The sequence below is a fragment of the Terriglobales bacterium genome (assembly GCA_035561515.1).
Classification (GTDB): domain Bacteria; phylum Acidobacteriota; class Terriglobia; order Terriglobales; family Acidobacteriaceae; genus DATMXP01.
In genome coordinates this window covers 38,725-61,415 of sequence record DATMXP010000020.1, presented here as the reverse complement: position 1 = coordinate 61,415, position 22,691 = coordinate 38,725, and the positions used below count along the sequence as shown (strand labels likewise).

At 54.2% G+C, this 22,691-nt stretch carries 16 protein-coding genes; 10 read left to right on the top strand and 6 right to left on the bottom strand.

Annotated features, from left to right (window positions below; all coding sequences use genetic code 11):
* Window positions 1-62: 62 nt before the first annotated feature.
* From VN577_08985 to VN577_08955, 7 genes are all read left to right on the top strand, one after another.
* Window positions 63-224 carry a hypothetical protein gene (locus tag VN577_08985; GenBank protein ID HWR14951.1) on the top strand — a complete coding sequence of 54 codons (162 nt, stop codon included), beginning with the start codon at window positions 63-65 and terminating at the stop codon, window positions 222-224.
* The gene (locus VN577_08980; GenBank protein ID HWR14950.1) at window positions 224-1,633 is read left to right on the top strand and encodes a hypothetical protein; all 1,410 of its coding nucleotides are present in this window, start codon (window positions 224-226) and stop codon (window positions 1,631-1,633) included. The genes VN577_08985 and VN577_08980 overlap by 1 nt, the downstream gene beginning before the upstream one ends.
* Window positions 1,634-3,181, top strand: a complete 1,548-nt coding sequence (locus VN577_08975) for a hypothetical protein (protein ID HWR14949.1) — start codon at window positions 1,634-1,636, stop codon at window positions 3,179-3,181.
* Window positions 3,178-4,065, top strand: coding sequence for a PepSY domain-containing protein (locus tag VN577_08970; GenBank protein HWR14948.1), 888 nt, complete (start codon window positions 3,178-3,180; stop codon window positions 4,063-4,065). The genes VN577_08975 and VN577_08970 overlap by 4 nt, the downstream gene beginning before the upstream one ends.
* On the top strand, window positions 4,065-4,622 hold the full coding sequence (locus tag VN577_08965; protein ID HWR14947.1) for a hypothetical protein: 558 nt from the start codon (window positions 4,065-4,067) through the stop codon (window positions 4,620-4,622). The genes VN577_08970 and VN577_08965 overlap by 1 nt, the downstream gene beginning before the upstream one ends.
* Window positions 4,619-5,074: a hypothetical protein gene (locus VN577_08960; GenBank protein HWR14946.1), complete on the top strand. Its 456-nt coding sequence runs from the start codon at window positions 4,619-4,621 to the stop codon at window positions 5,072-5,074. Before VN577_08965 ends, VN577_08960 begins: the two co-directional genes overlap by 4 nt.
* A 902-nt stretch (window positions 5,075-5,976) precedes the next feature.
* Window positions 5,977-7,107, top strand: coding sequence for a hypothetical protein (locus VN577_08955; protein HWR14945.1), 1,131 nt, complete (start codon window positions 5,977-5,979; stop codon window positions 7,105-7,107).
* Window positions 7,108-7,207: 100 nt separating this feature from the next.
* On the opposite strand, the gene VN577_08950 is transcribed toward VN577_08955, so the two are convergent.
* The 5 genes from VN577_08950 to gtfA all read right to left on the bottom strand — a co-directional run bounded on the left by VN577_08950 (window position 7,208) and on the right by gtfA (window position 14,090).
* Entirely contained in the window at window positions 7,208-7,630 is a 423-nt protein-coding gene (locus VN577_08950) for a hypothetical protein (protein ID HWR14944.1), read from the bottom strand.
* A 469-nt stretch (window positions 7,631-8,099) separates the two neighbouring features.
* Complete coding sequence (locus VN577_08945; GenBank protein HWR14943.1) at window positions 8,100-9,668, bottom strand: hypothetical protein; 1,569 nt, start codon at window positions 9,666-9,668, stop codon at window positions 8,100-8,102.
* 81 nt (window positions 9,669-9,749) lie between these two features.
* The gene (locus tag VN577_08940) at window positions 9,750-11,306 is read right to left on the bottom strand and encodes a glycoside hydrolase family 32 protein (protein HWR14942.1); all 1,557 of its coding nucleotides are present in this window, start codon (window positions 11,304-11,306) and stop codon (window positions 9,750-9,752) included.
* 12 nt (window positions 11,307-11,318) lie between these two features.
* Window positions 11,319-12,569: an MFS transporter gene (locus VN577_08935; protein ID HWR14941.1), complete on the bottom strand. Its 1,251-nt coding sequence runs from the start codon at window positions 12,567-12,569 to the stop codon at window positions 11,319-11,321.
* Between the two features lie 24 nt (window positions 12,570-12,593).
* On the bottom strand, window positions 12,594-14,090 hold the full coding sequence (gtfA, locus tag VN577_08930) for a sucrose phosphorylase (GenBank protein ID HWR14940.1): 1,497 nt from the start codon (window positions 14,088-14,090) through the stop codon (window positions 12,594-12,596).
* A gap of 224 nt (window positions 14,091-14,314) precedes the next feature.
* Between gtfA and VN577_08925 the strand changes: the two genes are divergently transcribed.
* Window positions 14,315-15,418: a GntR family transcriptional regulator gene (locus VN577_08925; GenBank protein HWR14939.1), complete on the top strand. Its 1,104-nt coding sequence runs from the start codon at window positions 14,315-14,317 to the stop codon at window positions 15,416-15,418.
* Window positions 15,419-15,693: 275 nt separating this feature from the next.
* The gene (locus tag VN577_08920) at window positions 15,694-16,977 is read left to right on the top strand and encodes an SGNH/GDSL hydrolase family protein (protein ID HWR14938.1); all 1,284 of its coding nucleotides are present in this window, start codon (window positions 15,694-15,696) and stop codon (window positions 16,975-16,977) included.
* 24 nt (window positions 16,978-17,001) lie between these two features.
* On the opposite strand, the gene VN577_08915 is transcribed toward VN577_08920, so the two are convergent.
* Window positions 17,002-18,537, bottom strand: a complete 1,536-nt coding sequence (locus tag VN577_08915; GenBank protein HWR14937.1) for a tannase/feruloyl esterase family alpha/beta hydrolase — start codon at window positions 18,535-18,537, stop codon at window positions 17,002-17,004.
* Window positions 18,538-19,072: 535 nt separating this feature from the next.
* On the opposite strand from VN577_08915, the gene VN577_08910 reads away from it, so the two are divergent.
* Window positions 19,073-22,615: a TonB-dependent receptor gene (locus VN577_08910; protein HWR14936.1), complete on the top strand. Its 3,543-nt coding sequence runs from the start codon at window positions 19,073-19,075 to the stop codon at window positions 22,613-22,615.
* Window positions 22,616-22,691: the final 76 nt, after the last annotated feature.

Here is a 22,691-nt window from a genome sequence, read left to right as displayed (position 1 = left end):
TAATATAAGTTGACTTTCGCATTCTATTCGCTTAGTATTAATGGCGAAAGGAAGGCGAAAGTATGAGCACCCCACGGGTACAGTTGATCGCAAAGCTCTCGCCGCAAGACCATCAGCGGATAAAGGAACGTGCGGAAACAGAATCCCGTTCTATCGGTGAGACCATCGCGTTGATCCTTAAAGAAAATGAACTTCTGAAGGTTCTGCAAGAGAGAGAGGCGTAATGAGCGCAATTCCGACGATTGCCAGCCTTGTTGCACAGGACACAGAGGACCCGACTCGCTTTCAGTCGATAGACGAATCAGCGGAGTACATCGGACGTAATGGTTTAGCGCCGACCTACACTCCCGGTTCCGATATCTCCTCGGCTACGGGTCAGATTGTTCCCGACCCGCCAACCAAACAAACCCTCCGCACCGCTCTCCGTGACATCTTCAATAGCTTCAGAGTCGGTGCAGGGCAAGCGATGATGGCCCATGCTGGAATCGAGAACGAAACCCAGCAAGCCGAACGCAAGGCGCGAACCGAGTATTACAACGCACAAAGCGAGGCGGAACGTCAGCAGAGCAAGCCGACGATGCTGATTGATCCCGCCAACGGAAAGCCGATGTATGACAACGACGGAAATATCATGCTCGGCACACTTGCTCACCAGAAAGAGCTAAACGACCAATACAGGGTGACTGGCGGTTTTATACCGATTCCCGTTGCGCTTGCGCATTCGGTTGGCTACCCCGAATTGGCGGGTCGAAACATTTCGGCTAATTCTCTGACAGCGCTTATCAATTCTCAGGACCGTGGTGAAACCCTTGACCAGGAGATTACCCGTTTAGCGAAAGTCGCGATGAAGGCGGGCCGTGATCCAAATCAGGACGAATCGGTTCAGCAACTCATCTCCGTCCGCAATGCGGTGAAAGATAAAGCGCCGACAGCGGGCCAGCTTGACCAGCAGTATCTCGATTTGTATGCCAAGAAACTTCGGGGTGAAGGTGTCAGTAAGGCCGAAGAGTCATGGATGAAGGCTTATGAGAAGCAGAAAACGCTCAATGTAGCCACATCGTTCAACCTCAGACAGTCCGCAAACAACGAAGGACTCACTCCGACGCAACTTGCGAAGGTCAACACGCTCGCCACACAGTTCGACTCGAACCCTGTAATCAAGGCGTACAACGAGCAGGTTAACAAGGCACAGACCGTTAGGCAGGTTGTCACGGGTAAGGTAGGCGGCCCCGGCGATCTGGCGGTTGTGTACGAGTTTATGAAGGGCCTGGACCCGACTTCGGTAGTGCGTGAGTCCGAGTACGATACGGCATCCAAGTCGGGCAACATTTTTGCCGGTGCTCTGGCGAAGTTCAATGGCTATCTGAGGCCGGAAGGCGGTTTCCTTCCCGACAATGTAAAGCAGGACTTTCTCCGCATTCTTGACCAGAAGCTATCCATTTCCCGCAGTCAGGCGAAAAGGATGCACTCCGATTTCGCACGACGCATTAACAAGATTACCGGCAACTCGGACGGCGCGGAGTATTTGACGGATTACTCCCAACTGTATGACGGCCTCTGGAACGAATCTCCGGCGGGCGGTGTGGAGATCATCCGTGACCCCAAGACGAACCGGATTATAGGAGTTAAGTAAATGCCAGAGGCATTGTCGGCACAGGACATTCAGGATCTTCAACAGATCGCGCAGAGTCTGCCGGCGAGCGACCCTCGTTTGCGGAAAATCAGCCTGCTCTTGAACAGTCAACCAACTGAGTTTGAGCGGGAGAACGCAGGCGAGGGGCCGTCTCTACTCGGTGACCCGACAGGATACCTCCAAAAGCGCATCACTGACCTACAGGGCGAAGCGCAACGTCAACAGAACCTGTATCGCGGGCCGGAAGGCGAGCAGATGACGGCCAAAGCGCAGGGAGCATTAGCGAAGGGCGCAACGTATCTCAAGCGCTTCGGTCATGGCGTTTTGTCGGCTGTGCCGGAAACGGCGGCTGCGGTTGATAAGGCAGCGCTGGCGCTCATGGACCCTAAGACGGCGGCTGCGGTTGCGGCTGGTGCGATTAACCCAACGATTCCAGCAGCTTATTTCGCCACACAAGGAACGGCAGATTTAACCGGCATCGGTACGGAAGGCCCCGGCTTGATTCGGCGGGCCATCAACGAACCGAGCGCCGAGAACATCCAGAATGCGTTACTAGCAGGTTCGGCGGTGGCTGGTGCGGTGGCTGGTGGAGCCAGTCCGAGAACACAGGTAGGGATTGACTTACCCAAAGTGATTTCGAACCGGCTCCAACCGGCTGCGGAGAACCTCTACAAAAGTTCTCTGAAACCTTCAACGTCGCTGTCGATTCCAGAGACACAGGCGATGGTGCGCACCGGGCTAACTAACGAGATTCCAATTTCGGCGGCTGGCGTCGAACGCTTGTGGAGTTTAGTGGATGACCTGAACAGCAAAGTGACTGCTCGGCTTCAGGAAGGAAATACCGCAGGCGTTGAAGTCAACACGAAGAGAGTCGCTTCCCGAGTGGACGATCTGAACCCCCGATTCCGTGAACAGGCGAACCCAGAGGCAGACTTAAATGCGCTTGCATCATCGAAACGGGAATTTCTCAACCAGCACACACAAGTTCAGCCTTACACAAAAATTCGGCTTGCCGACGAAGGTGGAGGCTTTGCACCCGCAGGACCTGGCGAAGTTCGTACCGTGCAGAACATGCCAGCAATGGAAGCACAGCGCATCAAGCAGGGAACCTATCGCAAGCTTGCCGATGAATACGGCGATCTAAGCACAGCAGCCAAAGAATCGCAGAAAGCCATAGCTCGAGGAATCCGCGAAGAACTTTCGCAGGCATTTCCCGAGATAGACCCACTGAATGCGCGGGAATCGGCACTGCTCAACCTCGAACCTGAGTTAGAGCGGGCGGTTCAGCGCGTGACAAATCACCAGAAAGTAAGCCTCGGAACCGCGATGTCCGCGACAGCCGGAAAGGCAATCACCGGAAGCAACAAGGCCGCTGCGGTTGCTGGCGTAATGAAGGCCGTTCTTGATCATCCGTCCATCAAATCGAAGATCGCAATCAACCTACACCTTGCCTCGAAAGGGGCGCTTAACAGAAAGCAGGCAGCAGCCCGCGTCCAGTTCTATGTGAATTCGCTCGGGGCGGCTGCAAACAGCGAGGACAACCAGTGAGTACAACGCCAACGACTCCCGAGATTCAGAATTCTGTAACGCAAGAAGAACACACGGCAGCATTCGCGATGCCGATGGACGAACTGAAGAGCGCAGCGTTTGCCGCAAATCGGGCCGTCCTTGAGGCGCCGGAAACTCCACAAGAGGCGAAGCCAGTTTACGAAGTAAAGAACGGCCCGGATGGAGTTCAGATCCATCTCGAAACAGGAGAGGTCTACAAGGGAAAATCCGAATCCGAAGCATGGGGGCGGCTTGCGGAAAGCAAGGCGCATCAGTCGCGATACATTCGACAACTGAACGAATTCAAGAATAAGTATGAGGCATGGAAGAAGGGCGACATCAACCTACCCTCTCCGTCAATGCCACAGCAGCCCGTTTTCGCGCCCGAACTTACGCCAGAGCAGGAACACCAGCTCGCACAGGAATTCTCTCAGGATTTCTTCTCGTCGCAGTTCACGCCGGAAGTTGCAAAGAACGTCGGGGAGCAGGCATTAGCGCAGGTACTTAACGTTCCTGTTGATGCGCTACCCAACGTCATTAACGACATTCAAACGGTCACGCGCAATTTTCAACTCGAGACGACCTATCTGGACTTTCAGCGCTCATGTCAGGACTACATGGAAACACCGCAGAACATGCAGGCGGTTCTCAAGTACCTGAATCCGCAGCCGAACAGTTTGCCTACTTCGCAAGACTTGCTGAATGCATGGGCGTTAGCTGTTTACACCGGAGAAGCACAACCCGCACCGCGAGTCGATCCTCTTCCACCTCGGCCCGCACCGCCGGTTATGCCTAGCAACATGTCGCCGACTGCGAGCGAACCGGATGCATGGAAGATGCCCATAAATGAACTCCGTCAGGCAGTACAGCGGGGAGGCTACTAATGGACCCGCACAGAATGCCGCTAGCCGAGTTAAAAAAAGCGATGCAGCAGGCACAAGAACCCCCGCAGATGTCGCCAGTTCAGCAGCAACTTAAGCAGACGTTTGCGGAGTTTCGGCAGTTGTGTCCCGATTATGCCGATACCCCGGAGAACGCACGGGCACTCGCTAACTACCTCACGCGCGAAACGCCGACTGTAGATGAGTTGATCACGGCTCATGCGCTGGCGAGATACCAGAACCGCTACACGCCTAACGCGCCTGTACTTGATACCAACCCGAACACCATGCCACTTGAACAATTGAAGAACGTCGCAGAAGGCCGTCCGCAGGTTGCCGAGCACGATGATTTAAAGGACATGCCAATGCATGAGTTAAAAAACCTTGTTGAGGGGCGGCCACAGCGTTCCGAATCCTATGAAGAGTATTCAATGCCGATGGAGGACCTGCGTCACCTAAAAGACGGAGCGCCGGTTCCCGGCAACGAACAGAGTCCGGTGTCTGTGTCGCTGTTTCGGTCAGACGAATCCGGAGGGTTGAATCCGAAGGAAGGAATATGAAGAAAAAGCGCGAACCGCAGCTTAAACCCGAAAATCCCATTGACCCGCGTGCAATAGAACTTCTGGGGCGGGCAGATCGCGGTGAGATTCCACTGAAAACAGCCCTCGTAGAACTCGGGATTTCGGAGTTGCAGTCGCGTAAGGGTTGGGCCTTGGTATCACAGCGAGGCTCCCTCAGTGGTGCTCTTGCGGCTGCTAAGGACCAGGAAGCCAAGAAACTTCTTAACGCCCCAAATCTAACGCAACAGCAGGAACAGGAAATCATCAACAAGCGTCTCCATCAGAACATCATTGATGGCCAGGACAGGGCGGTGCAGTCTGCGAAGTTACTTGGTTCCCGCAGGGACCTATGTATGTGGCAACCAGATGGGCCGAACGGTGTTGTGATTATCGAAGCACCGAAGAGCATTCCGGCCATAACCGATTACATGGAAGGCATGGAACAGAAATGAAACGCAACATCATAGCCTCTGCTTTGACGTTCGCAACACCTAGTCTGCAAAATGCCACCATGACTATGTTTTGGCTGTGATCGTAATGAGCGCACCTTTGCAGGGGAAACGGGCATCATAATGCAGGTGTGGTGGGCCAACCTATCTCTGGTAAAACTGTACCTAGGCAAACTGGCGAACCTAGCAGGAGTGCCATGTTTCGTTAGGGAGTGTGACTATAGATCACATGCCATCGGAGCACACGTTACCGTCAAACGATTGGAGATGTACACGCTCGTGACCGTTAACGGCGTTGATGTGTACTTCAATCGATTCAGCGGGAAGATTGACGGCGTTGGCGCTAGCCTAGCCTCTGGTTGCAGCGCGCCCCAAGTTCCAGAATCAACTGATTCTGTCGTTGCACCCGCGCATTCGCCGCTGCCAATTCGTAAGCGAACCACTGAGGATTAGCCCCTTGCACGCAGGCGTTTGTTTCGTTCGCTAGGTGTTGTAACAGCCGATCACGGATGGTTGCCGGATTCTCCAACATAGATGTTGTCACCAGCATTGTAGAGGACATATATACCAGACGCGGCGGGCGCATTCGTTAGCACGCTGGGCTGAGTGTATTGAAAACCAGTTGAACCATTCCAGGGCATATCGTCGTTTGCTCCGAGGGAATTGTAAGTAGCCGCACCACGATACACCTCAACGACGGAGATAGCTGCGATTTCAAGTGTCTGTTACGAAAACGGAACATGGCAGAATTGGCCAATCGTTCGCGTTTCCCTTCAGTTCAGACGGGGACACGTCGCAACCGCAATGGGGGTGGTAGCTAACTGGCGGGATTGGTGACGAAGGTTCGGCGCATCCTTTTCGGTTTAGCTTCTAACGCGCACTTCATATAATGCCTACCCAGCGATATGAGCAAAACGGTTTTCGTGCTAGGTGCGGGTGCATCGATGGATTGTGGCGCACCCCTGATGAAGGATTTCGTCCCAAGGGCGGAAGACCTCTTGCGTAAGCCCGATCTTGAACCTGAGAGCAAAGAGGCAATTCGGTTGGTTTTGAAGGCGAGAGCCGAACTGCTTTCCGTTTATCCAAAAGCGCATGTCGATATTCACAACGTAGAGTCACTCTTTGGAATATTTGAGATGGCGCAACTACTCGGATCGCTCGGCCCGCTAGATGCAAAACACATATCAACACTTCGGGAAGCGATGGAGATTCTAATCTCTACGGCTATCGAGAAGAGTATTCGCTATCGCGTTGAGAGCAGCCGATACCCCACGCCCCCTGCAACATACAAGAGATTCGCGGAACTGCTCATCGCGATCTGGCAGAGTAATAACAACTCATGGCAGCACGTAAGCGTTCTGACGTTCAATTACGATGTAGCTCTTGACTATGCGTGTCACTTCAAAAAGATACCAATCGACTACGGTTTGTCGCGGATCAAGAGCGGAGACGACAGACTTGAACTTCTCAAATTACACGGGTCATTGAATTGGGGAAGGTGCTCAAACACCGAAAAGTGCCAAGAGATTGTACCGTTCACGATGAATCAGTTGGCGTGGGACTACTTCCTCAACCTCGACTACATACCGATAGAAACGAGCAAACTTTTGTGCAAATTGCAACACTGTGAAACTCCAATTCAAAGCAGGCCAGTCATTGCTCCGCCAACTTGGAACAAGGGCAAATATCATCTGGAATTGGAAACGGTGTGGCAGCGAGCTGCGCGCCACCTCTCGGAGGCCGAAAACATTTTTATAATCGGCTATTCGCTTCCGCCGACCGACGAGTTCTTTCGGTATTTCTATGCATTGGGAAGTATCGGTCCGGTGGTTCCAAGAAACGTTTGGGTCATTGACCCGGAACTGGAAGTTGCGAGGCGGTTTAAGAAGATTTTGGGGGGAGCAGCGTTGGCACCCGAATGTTTCCGCCCCGTGAATCAGACGTTTGAAGCGACAATTAATAGTTTGATGACCCTGCTCGTTGAGCGCAAGCAACCGAAGCGCGAGGCTATGAAGCTCCACGAACTTGGCGATTGATGTACCAAACAATGAAAGGCGGGCATAATCGCCCGCCTGTTTGTGAGTCATGTGACCAAATTGGTCTAGACTCACCCCGAAGGTTCGCTATCCCAGCTTTTTACTTCTTCTGTAGGCCCAAGAGAACCTGAATCAGCTGTTTTTCGCTGACAACTCCCTTTAGAACCGGAGGGCGAGAGTCTTCTCCAGCATCGGAAAACCTAAGGGTTATTTCTTTATATTCAGGGTCGTACTCAATGCCGGTAATCGCAACCATCCCTGGATAGTTTGTCCGGTTCGAGAATTCGTCTTGAGAGATGCGTCCCAACTCCTGCAAGCGATCAAATAACTGCTGATCGGTGGGACGGCAATCAACCGGCGCTTTCATGTCTAGCCCGTAAACGGTGAATTCAACGTTGCTGCGGAGCGATTCATCGGTTCGCTTTGCTGAGTATTCTCTGCCGTACGTCGAGAAGAGAAACGAACAAATCCACTTCCCATCGGCATTCACAACTTCTTTCTTTGCTGCTCTCGTCTTTGCCATCGTGTTCGGCCTCCTTTGGCCGGAGGCACGCAAGGTGAGAGAATGAGCGGAGGCGCGTTGCGTGCATATCCACGTAACCGCTCAGGCCTCGTTCGATGCTAGTAACACCGGACGGGGCCGTTTAGTTTAAAGAGCGAAAATCTAGCAAAATCTGACTGTCCGTCAACCCTGAAAAGTGTCCGTGAGAATGTGCGAGAACTGGAAACAAAACCAACCAAAACGGAACAAAAGGGAATCGGTAAATCATTGATCCTCCGGTATCCTTCGATATCCCGTCGCTTCCCGCCGCTGGCCGAATCCCCCTGTTAACCGGAGGGTTGTAGGTTCGAGTCCTACCTGAGGAGCCATTTCTTTTGTGTCACTTACAAGCAGGCGAAGAAACAGCTGCAAGTGGTATCGATTCCGCCTCTGTGGACTCTTCAAAGGAGTCCAGTCTTCCTCGATTAGGAAACAGTCAAATTAGAGTTGTTCAGTCGAAAGCCTCTTCCGGCTGCAACTCCGGTCCAGTCTTCGGTGGGATGGCGGATTCCTTCGAGGAACTTGCTTCGACCGCCGGAAACACAAGTGCGCCAATCAGGAATAGAGCGATGGACAGTTCGCTCAGCAAATGTGGCACATAGCTAAAGGAGACATAAATAGGGAAGAACAGGGCGTGGCCGGCAACCAGCACTGTTGCTCCGATAGTGGCGTAGTTCCTCAATACCGGCGAGTTCCAGAACATGAACGGAATAAGAACGAGAGAGAAGTAATAGTACGGCGAGGAACTCGTGACTGCGTACATGACGAGGAAGCCGTATGCAAAAACGTCGGAAGTTTCTGACGTGCCAACTCTCCACACGATCACAGCGAGCAAACTTAGACCTGCTAAACCATAGATCCATCCACTCGACTTCAGAGCGTTTAGACGCGCTACAGTGTTTGGGTAGTCTGTTACGTAGTTTGTCGCGGATGACTCGTTTCCTTTCAGAAGTGTAGCCGTAAGGTTCGGCAGTCCGACGTTGAAGATCTCCCCATCAAGGTAGTGCCTATGAACGGAAATCTTGTCCTTCCATTCTCGCCATCCGGCTACCCCTCTTCCAGCACAGCAACCGGCGCCAAAACTGGCGAGCAGAACTATTGCCAAGCCAATTGCAAACATACGGTGTTGGGACCACTTTTCCCTGGGGAAACCCCGGAGAATCCTAATCGCACCCTGTGCCAGCAGCGGTAAAGCAAAGAATATGGGAAATGCTTGGAGTCCAACTGCAACGCCCAGAGCGGTTCCGGAGAGGAGCGGCTTTTGGACTCTCCATAAAACGACGGCAGCAACCAGAAACGGGAACCAAAGATACTGGAGGAAGTTGCCACCGATATGCCCGAAATTGCCGAAGTAGAAGACAGCTAAAGAAGCAGACAGCAGTGCGGAGAAGGTACCGGCACTATGCCACACCAGGAAGATCCCGATCGCGAAGGCGATCAAATCAAGATTGAAGATCACAGTGTTTGCACGGCCGTGGAGTGCCCCAACTGCCGTAACAAAAGGTTTAGCGACCAAAACCCACGATGGCGGAGGATTAAAGCCCTTATCGGTAAAAGCAGTCCCTAGTACTGCGGGGTTGGAGAGTTCGGCGGTCTGTTCGAAGTCCGTGGTGAATGTTTGCCACTCTTGCGTATTGAAATTCGACCGGGGACACGGTGAAACGTTCGCTCTTGGGATGATTCGGTAAGAACTAAGATCCCTAACCTGATGTACCCAGTATCGATTCGCACCACCGGCTTCATCATCCGCCTCTAAAGCACATGAGTAAAGTGAAGTGTATCCAACCTGAGGAAAGTACTTAGCCCCGAGATAGTAATGGAAGATTCCCCACATGTCGTAATTGTGGGTGATTACCAGCATCCTCAAGATGATCAGCAACACTACCGAAGCGCCCAGGCGACGTATGGTCCAGTCAAAGGACCCGACGGCGCTCGTCGGGGCGAGTAATGCTGTGCGTTTGTTAGGAGATTCGGTAGCAGCATCGAGTGGCCCCGATTCCTGCGGCGCTTTGTGTTCCACATGTTAACGGTAGCGAAAGATGCAAACAAATCTATGTGATAAGAATCACCGATGCACGTTACGGTTAACCGACTGTGCAACTTAGTAAACGAACCTATCGAGGCTGAACTTTGCTGGCTTCATCGGCCATACTGTCAGTGACTCCAAACGCGGTGCAGGCGGCAGGGGCCTTTTCGATGCCAGGAATGGCGGGAGTTTGGCGGGCTGTCCGAAGACAGCAACTTCGAGGTCATTCGGCGCGGCTTCGAACCAGTTATACAGAGCGGTAGTTCCGTCGTTAACGAACACTTCTACGCATCGCTTATCGAGGAACACGCGGACGTTATACCGGTCGGCATTGCCCACATACGCGCGCGCGTTACCGACCGTGAGGTGTGTGCCACGGAATGATGTTTCTATCGCTACCACGATGCCCGATTTGCCTTGAGCCGATCGGCGCAGTTCTAATCCAAAAGTTCCGGCGCCGCTGAACTCGGCTTCAAATTCGGCGCAATCGGCGCTCAGTCCTTTCAGTACAGTGGTTCTTTCAAGCACCAACCCAGCAAACGATTCCGGCGCGCCACGAAGCGTTTCAAACTCCTGAGCAGGTCGTTGCTGAAGATACCCGTCGGAACCTATCGAGAGAACTCGAGGCATGGTGATGACTCCGGCCCAACGCCGGCTGGAAACTTCAGGGCTGGGATTGAACCACGTGTCGTGAGGATCGGTCCGGCCCCAAAGCCACAGGAGCGTACGGCCCTTCTCATCGACGGAAATGTTGCTGGCGTAAGCGTCGCCGGAATCAAGCACAGCATGCGCCGAAGGTTCGAAACGCATGCAAGCGATATCGAGGTCACCAATCCAGTATTCGCAAACGCCGTTCGGAGACACAATCATGACCCACTTGCCGTCGAGCGGAAACAGATTGGGACATTCGAAGTTACGTACGTCGCGGTCAAGCGTCTGAAAAATCGGGCCCAAATGCTTCCACTGCGTGAGGTCGTCCTTGGTAGCGCGATAGAGTTGAACCTGTGCACGTCCGGTCCGTGTGCCTCCGCCACAAACCATGTAAGTTTCGCCATCCTTGCGAAACATGAACGGATCACGCCATTGGGCAATTGGTCCTGAGGCATGTGCAGCCTGGGTGAGGACCGGATTCCTGGGGAATTTCGCCCAGGTGATCAACTCGGCATCCTTTGGAGAGACGAGCCACTGTTCGGGTTCGCGGTCACCGATGCTGGTATAGAGAAGCCGTGGGCGTCCGTCCGCCGCGATGGCTGCTCCACCGGAGAAGATTGCTTTCTCGCCTCGATCTAATGACGGCCATATGGCGATCGGCAAGTGCTCCCAGTTCACCAGATCGCGGCTCCGCGCGTGTCCCCAGTGCTGATTGTCAAGCCGAGTGGCGAAAGGATTGAACTGATAGAAGAGGTGGTGCCAGCCACCGTAGTAGATCGTCCCATTGGGATCGTTCGTCCAATTTGCGGGTGGCGCGAAATGGTACACCGGGCGGTTACGATCTGCTGACGCGGTGGGAATAGCGTCGATCACCGCTTGCATTGCTTTCCTAAGGGCTGGATCGTCCATGTCGGATGCTCCCAGACTGTGCGCTGCGGCGGCAGCACTGAGTGTCAGGAAAATGAATTCGCGTCTGTCCAAAACTGCTCCGGGTTAAGAGCCAGTGGCGTGTTCGTATTGAGTTTGATCGAGCAACTTCAGACGTTCGCGCGTCGGATTGAAGATCCAGTTGAGCAGACACGCAGTGAATAGCAATCCGGCAAACAGCGTTGCCAGCATGAAACCATACTTGGGGCCACCCATGGCGTCGCTTACCGCACCCATTGCAAGCGGCCCGACGGCGGCAGAGACGCAGGTAAAGAAAAGCATCACACCCGATACGGCACCGTGCTCGGTTTTCGGAAAACAGCTGATTCCTTTTGAGTTGAAGGTGGGATAAATCACGGACATGAAAAGTCCCGAGAAGGGGAGCAAGTAGACTGCGAGATCAGGACCTCCCATAACGCTAGCAACAAAGCAGACGAAGATGGCTGAACTCAGAAGGACCAGCGCGGCTGTCCAGGAGAACCGATTCAGCACCCAGGCGCCAACGAACCGCCCCGCGGCACGAAGTACGAAAAAGATGGAGATGCTGTAAAGGGCGAAGAACCCAGTCTTGCCGGACAGTAATGTTGGCATCCAGACGTAGATTGCACATTCGGTCGCAACATAAAGGAACTCACCGAGTGAGAACCCCAGAGCGTAGGGATCTTTCATCATGCCCATGGTGCGGGCCAGATTGATGGGCTCTTCCGTCGTACGAATCGTCTCGGGATACTTGACGAGGAGCGCCAATATGACCAGCAGGACGCACATCGTTCCCGCGATAACGTACAGCCACTTCCAATGCACACCCATGATCAGCAACTGAGCCAGCAAGGCCGGACCAATGATGGATCCGATTCCGAAGAACCCTTCGACGAGGTTCATGATGGATGTGTGTTCCGTCGTGGAGCGGGAGATATCACCGATAAGGGCCAGAGCGCCGGTCTTGAATATGCCAATCGATAGGCCGGAGATCGCCAGGAGAACAACGAAGAAGCCAAACGAGTTGCCTACCGCGAAGAGGTACGCATCCAGCGCGAAAGCGGCTAGCCCGAAAACGATGGTTGCCTTCCGTCCGGCACGATCCGCCAGGAAACCTAGAAAGAAGCCTGCAATTGCGATGCCGCCCATCGTGGCATATTGAAAAGCACTGGCAGCAGTCATGCTCAGCGAGAACTGCTTGATGATCTCAGGGATGATGACGCCCACGGAATCTGTTGTCATGGCGAACATCATGAACATGACAAACGTGAGTGCCTTGATGGTGGCAAGATTACGGCTGGCCCCTACGTGCGAGTCGCGGTGTGTCTCTGTCGACATATACGTCCTCCCCGCTTGCAGTACTCAAGAGCTAATTGCGCGCAATTCCGGAACTGTCACCGGATACTTCTTCTCACCGTGGTCGGTGGAGTAGAGAATCGCGGCCTCAAGTTTTTCCAGGTTCACTTGGAGGCGAGCGAAATCCGCTCCGGAGCGCCACTCCATGATGAGTTCGCGATCGGCACTCCCGATTAGCTGGAACTCGCCGGAAAAGGCAACATGCGAGTTTCGAAATCTGATTAGCTCCAGGAGCGAGCGAACGACGGGACGTTCGAGAGCGAGGTCAATCTCGTTGGGTGCGTAGTAGTGCCGGTTGATATCGCGACCGACTCCAGAACGCGACAGAAGGTCCATATCGTTTGAGCCGGCGAGGAGCCCGACGTAATAGACCTGCGGTAATCCGGGAGCGAAAAACTGGATGGCCCGGGCAAGCAGGTACTCATTGTCTCGCCTTCCGAGAGCGTCGTAGAAGGTGCAGTTCACCTGATACAGATCGAGATTACTGGCTGCGGCTCCGGTGGCCTTGCGGCTTTGGTCCTGGCTGCGTTCGTGAATGGTTTCCACCAGTTCATCGATGGCACAGGGTTCAAGTAATCCTGGCCGATTTGCTGGGTCGCGAGCGTCGGCTCCCACATCGATCACGCCGATGCCGTCGTGTGTATCCAATACGGTGACAGCGTTCCGCGGCGCAATCGCCAGCCACTGCTTCAGTGCTCGCGCGTCATGCTGGAAAATGGCGTGAAGCACCAGGGGCGGCAAGGCGAAGTCATAGACACGGTCGACCCGACGCGCAATCTCCACCTGATCGCGGTAGTAACTGTGGATTTCGACGAGGATTTCCATCCCCAAAGCGTGGGCTCGTGCAGTCAGCTCCGAGATGTACTGGAATGTCTCAGGAATCATGAAGCAACTGGTTCCCGCCCGCTTAATCGCGTAACCGACTGCGTCCAGCCGGATCAGGCGAACTCCGGCATCCTGGAAGCGAGTAAGGATCGCATCTATGTACGCGCTGCCCTGAGCGCTTTCTACGTCAATATCAATTTGCTGCGGCGTGAAAGTGGTCCACACAAGGCGCTGCTGGCCATTCTTCATCCGCATCGTGGTGAAGGGAAGGCCGGGGCGTGGCCGATATATCTTCAGCAGTTCTTCCTCGTTCGCGCCGTTGGGGAAAGCGCGGTCGAAGGTCATGAACATGCCGGCATATCGAGACGCGTCCCCTTTTTCGGAGAAATCCTGGAACTGCGGAGATAGAGCAGACACATGATTGACGATCAGATCGGCAACGAGTTCCACATCCTGGCCCAGAACTCGCACGTCATCCCAGTCTCCGAGCCGGTCATCGACTCTGGTGTGATCGACTGGATCGAAGCCTGCGTCTGCCCCATCGATAGGGGTGAAAAAGGGAAGCAGATGAGCGCCACCGAAAATACCAGCAAAGCGAGTATCCAGCAAAGAGGTCAATTTGCCGAAGTCGCCAGCCAGGCGGTCGACGTACGTAATGAGTTGAACTTGATTCTTCACTGTAGACCCGATCCGAAGAAAAATCCGATTTGTTTGACGTTCAAAGCTGACTGCGAACCTTTTGAACGGCCCATATTACAGTTCCAAAGACAAGACACTGTTATGGAAACCGTGACGCACTGTCAAGAAATTTACTAGATAACTTGGCATAAGTTGTATATGGTAATGCCACGAAATGTACACTTGGTTCCAGGCATTAAGTAGGCCGGTGCAACGAGGCTCACATGGCGAACGAGAAATACCGTCAGATTTTTGAAAAACTGCAGAAGGACATCTCTTCGGGAGTGTACAAGCCCGGCAAGCGGTTGCCGAGTGAAGCCGAACTCGTACGGCGGTTCAAAGCGTCACGGATGACGGTGTTCAGAGCAATGCGGGAACTCCAGGCATTGGGCCTGGTGACCAGGCGCGTCGGCTCGGGAACCTATGTGTCCTTGAACTCGAACTCCAATTCGGGGAGTCATGTGTTTGGGCTGCTTATTCCTGAACTGGGACAGACCGAGATCTTTGAGGCCATCTGCAAAGGCATGATGGAAGCCCAGGAAGCCATGCACCACTCTTTGCTGTGGGGGAACGCGGTAGCACACGAGGAAGACAAAGAGCGAGCTGCTGAGCAACTTTGTGAACACTACATCGCCAGTAAGGTGTCCGGGGTGTTCTTTGCCCCGGTCGAGTACAGCTCGAACCGGTTCCAGGCTAACCACCGGATTGTTGCAGCTCTTGACCGTGCTCGAATTCCGGTCGTACTTCTCGACCGATGCATTGAGCCGTATCCGCAGCGGAGCAACTACGACTTGGTTGGAATTGACAACAGGCGTACGGGATACCTGGCTGCCGAACAACTGATCAAAGCCGGGGCCAAGCGCATTGCATTCGTTGCGAAGCCAAATTCCGCTCCCACGGTTGATGCACGCATTGCAGGTTATCGTGAAGCTCTTTTGCTGTTAGGCGAGAAGCAAAGGATAGACATGGTGAACATCGGAGATGTGTCTGACGCTAAATACATCAAATCAGTGCTGAACAAGCAGCGTCCAGATGCCTTCGTGTGTGCGAACGATCTCACGGCTGGACAACTGATGCACACCCTTATAGCGTTGGGCCGCCGGATCCCAGATGATATCCGAATCGTCGGCATCGACGATGTGAAGTATTCCCGGTTACTACCGGTTCCGCTGACTACGCTACATCAGCCGTGTCGCGACATCGGAAGAATTGCGATGGCCGTGATGCTGGACAGGATTGCCAACCCTGATTTGCCGCCCCGAGACGTTCTTCTCCGGTGTGAGCTGGTGGTGCGCAAGTCATGCGGATGGGATGGTAAGAAACACTAACGTGCTCCTCCATGTCCGCATAGGTATAGGCAACTTTCTCGCACCGATATACCAATTCTTTTTGCAATTTCACGCTGCGAAGATTAAAAGTGCATTCCGTAATGGTCGGAAGTGCACTTGTGGAGGGCGGGAATGCGAGTCCTCCATAGCTGTGCTTCGTCTCCCCAAAGCGTCACTTTGGAGCGCCGTGTATATCTGCACGGTGCTCCTTTGTTTGAACCACTAGCCCTTCGATAACTAGCAATGGAGGGTCGCTGACTTCCTAAGGAGGAGTTGTGCGCAGATTAAGACTTCTTTTACTCGCGATCGTGGTACTCAGTATTCCGGTAAGTGCGCGAACTGTGCCTAAGCAGGCACACTGGGTAAGTGCCTGGAGTACTGCTATTCACGCGCCGCTTTCCTTCCCGGGTGCTCCACCGCCGCCGATGTTTGAAAACCAGACGATTCGGATGGTGGTGCGACCGACAATCGGAGGCGACCGTGTCCGTATCAGGTTATCGAATGCGTTTGGTACGGATGCCCTGACGGTCGGACCGGCGCACATTGCGATTAGTGCGGGTGGGGCAAAGATCGTTGCAGACTCCGATCGTACTCTGACCTTCTACGGCAAGAGCTCTGTGAAGATTCCACGTGGAGCGCCGTTGTTGAGCGATCCTGTCGACTTGAAATTCGCTCCGTTTGCCGAGTTGGTGATCAGTATTTTTGTTCCTGCACGAACGCCAGCTTCTTCGGTCCACTTCTGGGGCCAGCATGAAAGCTACATTTCAGGGCCGGGCGACTTCACTTCCAAGGTGGATATCGCGGATGCGAAGACTTCAACGATGTGGTACTGGCTGGCTGGCGTTGAAGTCTGGTCTTCAGACCAGACCGAGACGACGGTGGCTCTGGGAGATTCGATTACGGACGGCGTCGGGGCAAAACAGGGCGATTACAGCGGCTGGCCAGATCTTTTGGCAAACCGGCTGTCGGCCCAGAAAGGTCAGCCGCCGATGGCCGTAGTCAATGAAGGCATTGGTGGCAATCGGATATTGCACGACGGAGCTGGAGTCAATGCGCTCGCGCGGCTCGATCGCGACGTTCTTTCGCAGCCCGGGGTGGTGAACCTAATCGTACTGGAAGGCATTAACGACATCGGGTGGCCTCGCATGAAACCGCGGATGCCCGGTGGCGAGCAACTGAAAGAGCCACCTTTCGCGCGTGAAATGGTGAGCGCTGACGAGATCATCGGAGGGTTGAAGCAGATTGTCGAACGTGCTCATCAGCATGGAATCAGAGTCTTTGGCGCTACGCTCACTCCCTATGAGGGTGCCGATTATTACACCGTGGATGGCGAAGAGATCCGCCAGGCGGTGAATCAGTGGATCCGTTCGAGCGGGACATTTGATGGGGTTATCGATTTCGATGCTGCGGTAAGGGATCCAAAACAGCCGAGTCGATTCCGAGAGGGATATCACTCCGGAGATTCTCTGCACCCAAGTGCCGCCGGGTTTAAAGCTATGGCTGATGCGATTGATCTGACGATGCTCCGCGCCTCGTCGTCGGCGGCAGCCAAGAAGTGAATGACAGAAGCTCGAGTGCCGTAATTAACGGCACTCGAAATTGTCAGCGTCGTTCGGGTCGCCATTTCCTTTGTATTGCGCGTGCTTTGGATATGGGCACAGGGGGCGACTGCGTCCCGGAAAAGCCTTGCCTGTTGAAATGACCGAGTTGGGTGTGATGCCTTTCTCCACCCAACTCACCATAGCTCCCAACAAGTCGAATTGATCGAGGGACTGACCGCCACCACAATGGCTCATGCCCGGAACGAAGTAGAACTGACTCCACTTGGAGACGGCTTCCGACCCGCCATTCGTTGAGGCCACTTCTTTGAAATAGCCGAACGTATCGAGAGCAGAGAACCATGGATCGCTGACGCCGTGGTAGAAAATCAGCTTGCCGCCATTGCCCGAGAACGTTGTCAGATTCGTGGCCATCGAGTCCACTAGGGGCTGGATGGCGGAAAGGGCTTCGCTCGCGACGTCCATCGACATATCGGTCGTGGCCGGCCCAAAGATGCCCGGACCTGGCGAGAGCAGTCCGCGCAACGGCGCTCCGCCGGTGATGCCGGTGTCATATGGAAACGCAGGATAGACCTGGGTTCCACCTGATGTTTTTGGGCCCGCAAGGGCCTTCTTAATTGCAGCGACTGTAGCGGGAGCAATGCAGGAATCGTCCTTCGCTCCCTTGCACGCCAGCATTCCAGGATCGAAGTCGCATGCAAGCGGGTCGGAGATGAGTCCGTCCGCAATGCCGTCTTTCGCGTCACAGAGCTTCAGGAGCGCATCCGCAATCAGCTTTCGGTCATTATCGGTGATGGATCGATCAATGACCGGCTTGCCGGCTGCGTCTTTTGGTGCAATCTGATTAAAGGCGATTGGTATCCATCTGCCTATCGCCAGGTTGGAGAGGCCGGTGCGCATAGCCGGATCCCCGGAGATGATTCCGTTGAAAACGGTGGGGAAGCGCTGCGACAAAATCATCCCCTCGCGACCTCCTGTGGAACAGCCAGCGAAGTAGGAGTAAGCCGCCGGCTTTCCGTAATGGCGCGCGATCAGTTGCTTGGCGAGTGCTGCGACCTGAGCGTTAGCGGCATAGGCGAAGTCGATCGAGGCTTGCTGGTCTCTCATAAACCCGAAGTCAAATGGCCCAGTGTGACTTTTATGGCCAGTGTCGTTGCTGACTACTGCGAACCCGCGCATTAGCGCAGGTGTGTTCCCGGCGGCAACTAAGCCAAGCGGGGGCATTACAATTCCATTTCCACCGCCTCCGCCTTGCATCAGAAAATCACCATTCCACTTGTCGGGCATGGCGAGGGCGAAGTTGATGCCAAATTCTTCACCCCCGACGCCCGTGCGTCGGTTCATCACACCCTCCACACGACAATACGCAGGGAGGTTCGATATCGGCCCCTGGCCGTAAGGACCCGGCACTGAACTTCCTTCTGCAACGCGCACAGCTTTGGTGATTTCAACCTGAGGGATCTTAAGAGAGAGAATATCCGCGCAGTTATTCTCTTGCGCTATTCCAGTTAACGTTGCAGCGATCAGAAACGGTACGAAGCACCACAGTCGTGTGTTCATGCTTGCCTCAATTCTAGATCCTGGTTTCTTGTCGACAGAGGGGGCCAGGCAGTGACACTCTGGTGGAGTCCTAAGGAGTGTGTCAAGCACATTAGAAAGTTCCTATCCTCCAAGTTGTATATGGCAATCGATATATGGCGTCTAAAACGTCTATTCATCCACTTCGAAAATGTGTTCGGCGCATTCCACGTATCGTTTGGGCCTTTGCGTTTCCACTAAAACTCCCCACGCAATCGTGGAGTTGGAAACGCCGCACAAAACGCGCTCTCTGCAGTGCCATAGCCAGAATGCTGCGCTGTGCCCCATCGAAAAGTCCTTATGAGATCTGTATGGTCTAGGGAACTTTTTCTAATTGGTATAGCAATTATGTTGACAACTTCTAAATGCGAAAGCTAAAAGTGCTTGCGACGGGCGGTTGTCGACAGTTCAGTATCGAAGCAATCGCCATGTGTCTTTCCGCGTTACGTCCAAGTTGACTGGAAAGAGAAGTCGGGACCCCCAACACCTTTACCTTCCACGTCCGAAGGAGTCTTAGATGAAGAGCGTTATGACAAACCTCCTTGACCTACATCCAGTGTCGCGCGCAACGAGGGCTGCTCGTCAGTGTTGCGGACGCAACCTGTCACTTGTGGTCACCCTGCTGGTACTGATTGCCGTTGCTTCGCCATGCGTTGCGCAGACGGACCGCGGAACCATTGAAGGGCTTGTGACCGACCAGAGCGGTGCGGTCGTTCCGGGCGCATCCGTTCAGATTGTCCAGACCCAGACGAACACGGCTCGTGATTACACAACGAACAACGAGGGGTTATACACGGCACCGAACTTGCCGCTGGGAACCTATAAGGTGGTCGTCAAGAAACAAGGGTTTGGAGCGCTGGTTCGCGACAGGATCGAGATCCGTCCGAACGTAAAAGTACGCGTCGATATGTCGCTGACTCCCGGTGCCGTTCAGCAGGAAGTCACGGTCAGTTCTGAGGCTCCGCTCCTTGACGTTTCCACCACCAGCAACACGGCGGGTTTAGGAGAGAAGTTAGTCAACGACCTCCCGGTGATCAACCCCGCTTACCAGCGCTCGGTCACGCAGTTGCTCAACAACCTGCCCGGATCGACGAACTCGGGAGACTTCGTTACCAAACTGAACGGTGGCGCGGCAGGAGACCTTGAAGTTTACCTGGACGGCGCACCCGGCAGTGAATGGGGAATCGCTCGCGGGGGCTTCTCCGAAGTCTCGCCGGCGATCGAGCAAGTCGGAGAATTCAGCGTGGCGTCGAACGGCTTCAACGCCGAGTATGGCGGTTTCGGAAACTCGGTCGTCAACGTCACGATTAAATCGGGGACCAGTCAGCTACACGGTTCCGTTTGGGACCACCTCAGCAATGACGCCCTTAACGCAAAGAATTACTTTGCAACGGGTGTGACGCCGTTTAAGCAGAACGAAGGCGGCTTTACCCTGGGCGGACCAATCGTCATTCCGCGCGTCTACAACGGCAAAAATAAGACGTTTTTCTTCGGCAGCCTCAACCTGTTCCGTTCGCGGGTCGGAGCTAGCGGGAACCTGATCACCGTTCCTACGGCACGCATGCTTGGGCGAAGCAATCCCGCAGGGGATTTCGATTTCTCCGAACTGGGTGTTCCCATTTACGATCCCACTACCGGTAATCCATTCCCCGGTAACATCATCCCCCACAATCGAATCAGCCCCGCGGCGGCAGAAATCGTTCCGTTCATTCCTTCGCCCGATATGCCCGGCATTGTGAACAACTTCCACAGCGCCGTTGCGCCGAACTGGCCATGGCTTAACTCCTATACGACTGTAGTAAAAGTGGACCACAGCCTTTCCAACACCCAGAAGGTGTCCGTCACCTATCAGAACGGAATCAAACACCGCGTCATTTGGGAACAAGGCCTTGGACCACATCCTGTCTGGGGTGCCGATCAAACCAACCCACTGGATCACGTCACAGATCAGATAGCCAACAACTGGAAATTCCGTTTCAATCACGACTACATCATCAGCCCAACGCTGATCAACCACGTCGTGTTTTCGGTGGACAGTTATAAGAATCGCGGGGCTAATAAGACCGCGGGCCAGGGATGGGATAACCAACTCGGGATCACGGGTATTCCAGCAGATGACGGTTCGTTCCCGGCAATTAACTTCTCGGGCGGTGTTGCTGCTCCCATAAACTTTGGCCGTTCCTACGATGAAGATTGGCGGGAAAAGCGCTTCTTCATCAGCGAGAACATCACCTGGATTCACGGTAAGCACACGTTTAAGTTCGGCGGAGAATGGGGACGGAATCACGAAGACCGCCGTTTCGGCGGTGCATCGGGAACGTTTACGTTCTCCAATAATGCAACGGGATTACCTTCGGTTCCGAATTCGGGCAGCTCATTTGCGTCCTTCCTGTTAGGCAGGGTGACGCAAGCCAGTGCGTACATCCCGCTCGAGACCCGCTTGCGTTTCAACAAGTACGGACTCTTCGCACAAGACGAATGGAAGGTTACGAACAGTCTGACAATCTCGTATGGGTTGCGGTGGGACTACATGCCGCCAATGTACGAGGTGGACGATTTTCTGACCAGCTTTGATCCGAATTTGCCGAACCCGGGAGCAGGTGGACGGCTCGGAGCCTTGGCTTACGCCGGAAAAGATGGTTATAACCGTACATTCCAGGATCCTTGGCGCCGCGGTTTCGGTCCTCGGCTGGGCATTGCATATCAACTCAGTGAGAAGACGGTTGTCCGTGCGTCTTCCGGAATCGTTTACGCAAACAGTGGCAACCAGGTACCGTTCACGACTACGGGTGCGGATGGTTACACAGCTCTGCCTACATTCAATTCGCCGGACGGTGGTTACACGCCGGTATTTCTGATGGGAACGGAGTCGTTTCCGCAGAATTTCAACATGCCGCCGGTCATAGACCCGAGTTTCTTAAACGGACAGGCGATCAGCTATATTCCGCGGACTGCCGACCGGCTACCTCAGATTGTGAACTGGAACCTCGCTATTCAGCGCGAGCTGATTCCTAACCTCTCTCTGGAAGTTGCGTATCAGGGCTCACGTTCGACGCACCTGACCCTGGGCTCAGGCTCATCGCAAATCAACTATTTGCCAGCCAGCAATCTCGGGTTGGGCTTCCTGCTTCTGCAGCCGATCACTTCTCCGGCTGTGGTTGGCGCCGGCTACACGGCTCCGTATGCGAACTTCAACACTGATTTTCCGAATGGCACGAACACACTTGCACAGGCACTGAAGCCCTACCCTCAGTACCAGAACGTGCGGAGCAACGTAGCATTACTGCCTGAGGGCAAGGCCAGCTTCCACTCGCTGCAAATGAAGGCCACGCAGCGTTACTCGCGCGGTCTTGTCGGGACCTTCTACTTCACCTGGATGAAGAGCATTACGAATGCGAACGGTGGAAACACTACCTATGCCAATTTCGCCGAAGGCTTCTTGCAGTATCCGGGTGACCGTTCAACGTTCGTCGATCCGGGAACACCGAAGTTTGTTTTCGGAGCGAGCTATTCCTACGATCTGCCGTTCGGGCATGGGAAAACGTTCCTGAAGGATGCCCCGAAGGCGGTCGATCTTGTCCTGGGTGGATGGACACTCAGCGGCAGCTTGCGGTACCAGTCTGGCGCGCCGCTCCAGATTGCCGCGATTAACCCGTTCGCTGCAACGTTCGGCTACTCAGATTATTTCCCTGGTGTGTATGTAAATTGGAACGGCCAGAACCCATACGGCGACACCTCGGATCCGAACAACTACCTCAACCCGGCGGCATTCTCGGCACCGCCATTCTTTGCCTTCGGAGACGCCCCGCGTTTCTGGAGCAATATAACGTCACCGTGGCTGAAGCAAGAAAGTCTTTCGTTACGGAAGACGTTCCAGTTGACTGAGCGCTTGAAATTCGAGTTGGGCGCGGATGCCACGAACCCGTTCAACATAGTGCGTTGGGGCAGCCCTAACACTACGTTCGGAGTCGCAGGCGGGTCAGCTTTGCCGACGTTCGGGAAGATCACTACGACTCAGGGTGCGCGTCAGATGCAAATCAATATGAAGTTGGCGTTCTAACCGGAACTCGCCAGCCCTGAAGATGCTGCGGACCGATCAAGTCCGCAGCATCCTTCCTGAGTGCGGAGTTCGGTTT

Bases quoted from the DNA above. Each gene is read 5' to 3' on its own strand.
- VN577_08985 (HWR14951.1), top strand. From the start codon at position 63: ATGAGCACCCCACGGGTACAGTTGATCGCAAAGCTCTCGCCGCAAGAC.
- VN577_08980 (HWR14950.1), top strand. From the start codon at position 224: ATGAGCGCAATTCCGACGATTGCCAGCCTTGTTGCACAGGACACAGAG.
- VN577_08975 (HWR14949.1), top strand. From the start codon at position 1,634: ATGCCAGAGGCATTGTCGGCACAGGACATTCAGGATCTTCAACAGATC.
- VN577_08965 (HWR14947.1), top strand. From the start codon at position 4,065: ATGGACCCGCACAGAATGCCGCTAGCCGAGTTAAAAAAAGCGATGCAG.
- VN577_08960 (HWR14946.1), top strand. From the start codon at position 4,619: ATGAAGAAAAAGCGCGAACCGCAGCTTAAACCCGAAAATCCCATTGAC.
- VN577_08955 (HWR14945.1), top strand. From the start codon at position 5,977: ATGAGCAAAACGGTTTTCGTGCTAGGTGCGGGTGCATCGATGGATTGT.
- VN577_08950 (HWR14944.1), bottom strand. From the start codon at position 7,630: ATGGCAAAGACGAGAGCAGCAAAGAAAGAAGTTGTGAATGCCGATGGG.
- VN577_08935 (HWR14941.1), bottom strand. From the start codon at position 12,569: ATGTCGACAGAGACACACCGCGACTCGCACGTAGGGGCCAGCCGTAAT.
- VN577_08925 (HWR14939.1), top strand. From the start codon at position 14,315: ATGGCGAACGAGAAATACCGTCAGATTTTTGAAAAACTGCAGAAGGAC.
- VN577_08915 (HWR14937.1), bottom strand. From the start codon at position 18,537: ATGAACACACGACTGTGGTGCTTCGTACCGTTTCTGATCGCTGCAACG.
- VN577_08910 (HWR14936.1), top strand. From the start codon at position 19,073: ATGAAGAGCGTTATGACAAACCTCCTTGACCTACATCCAGTGTCGCGC.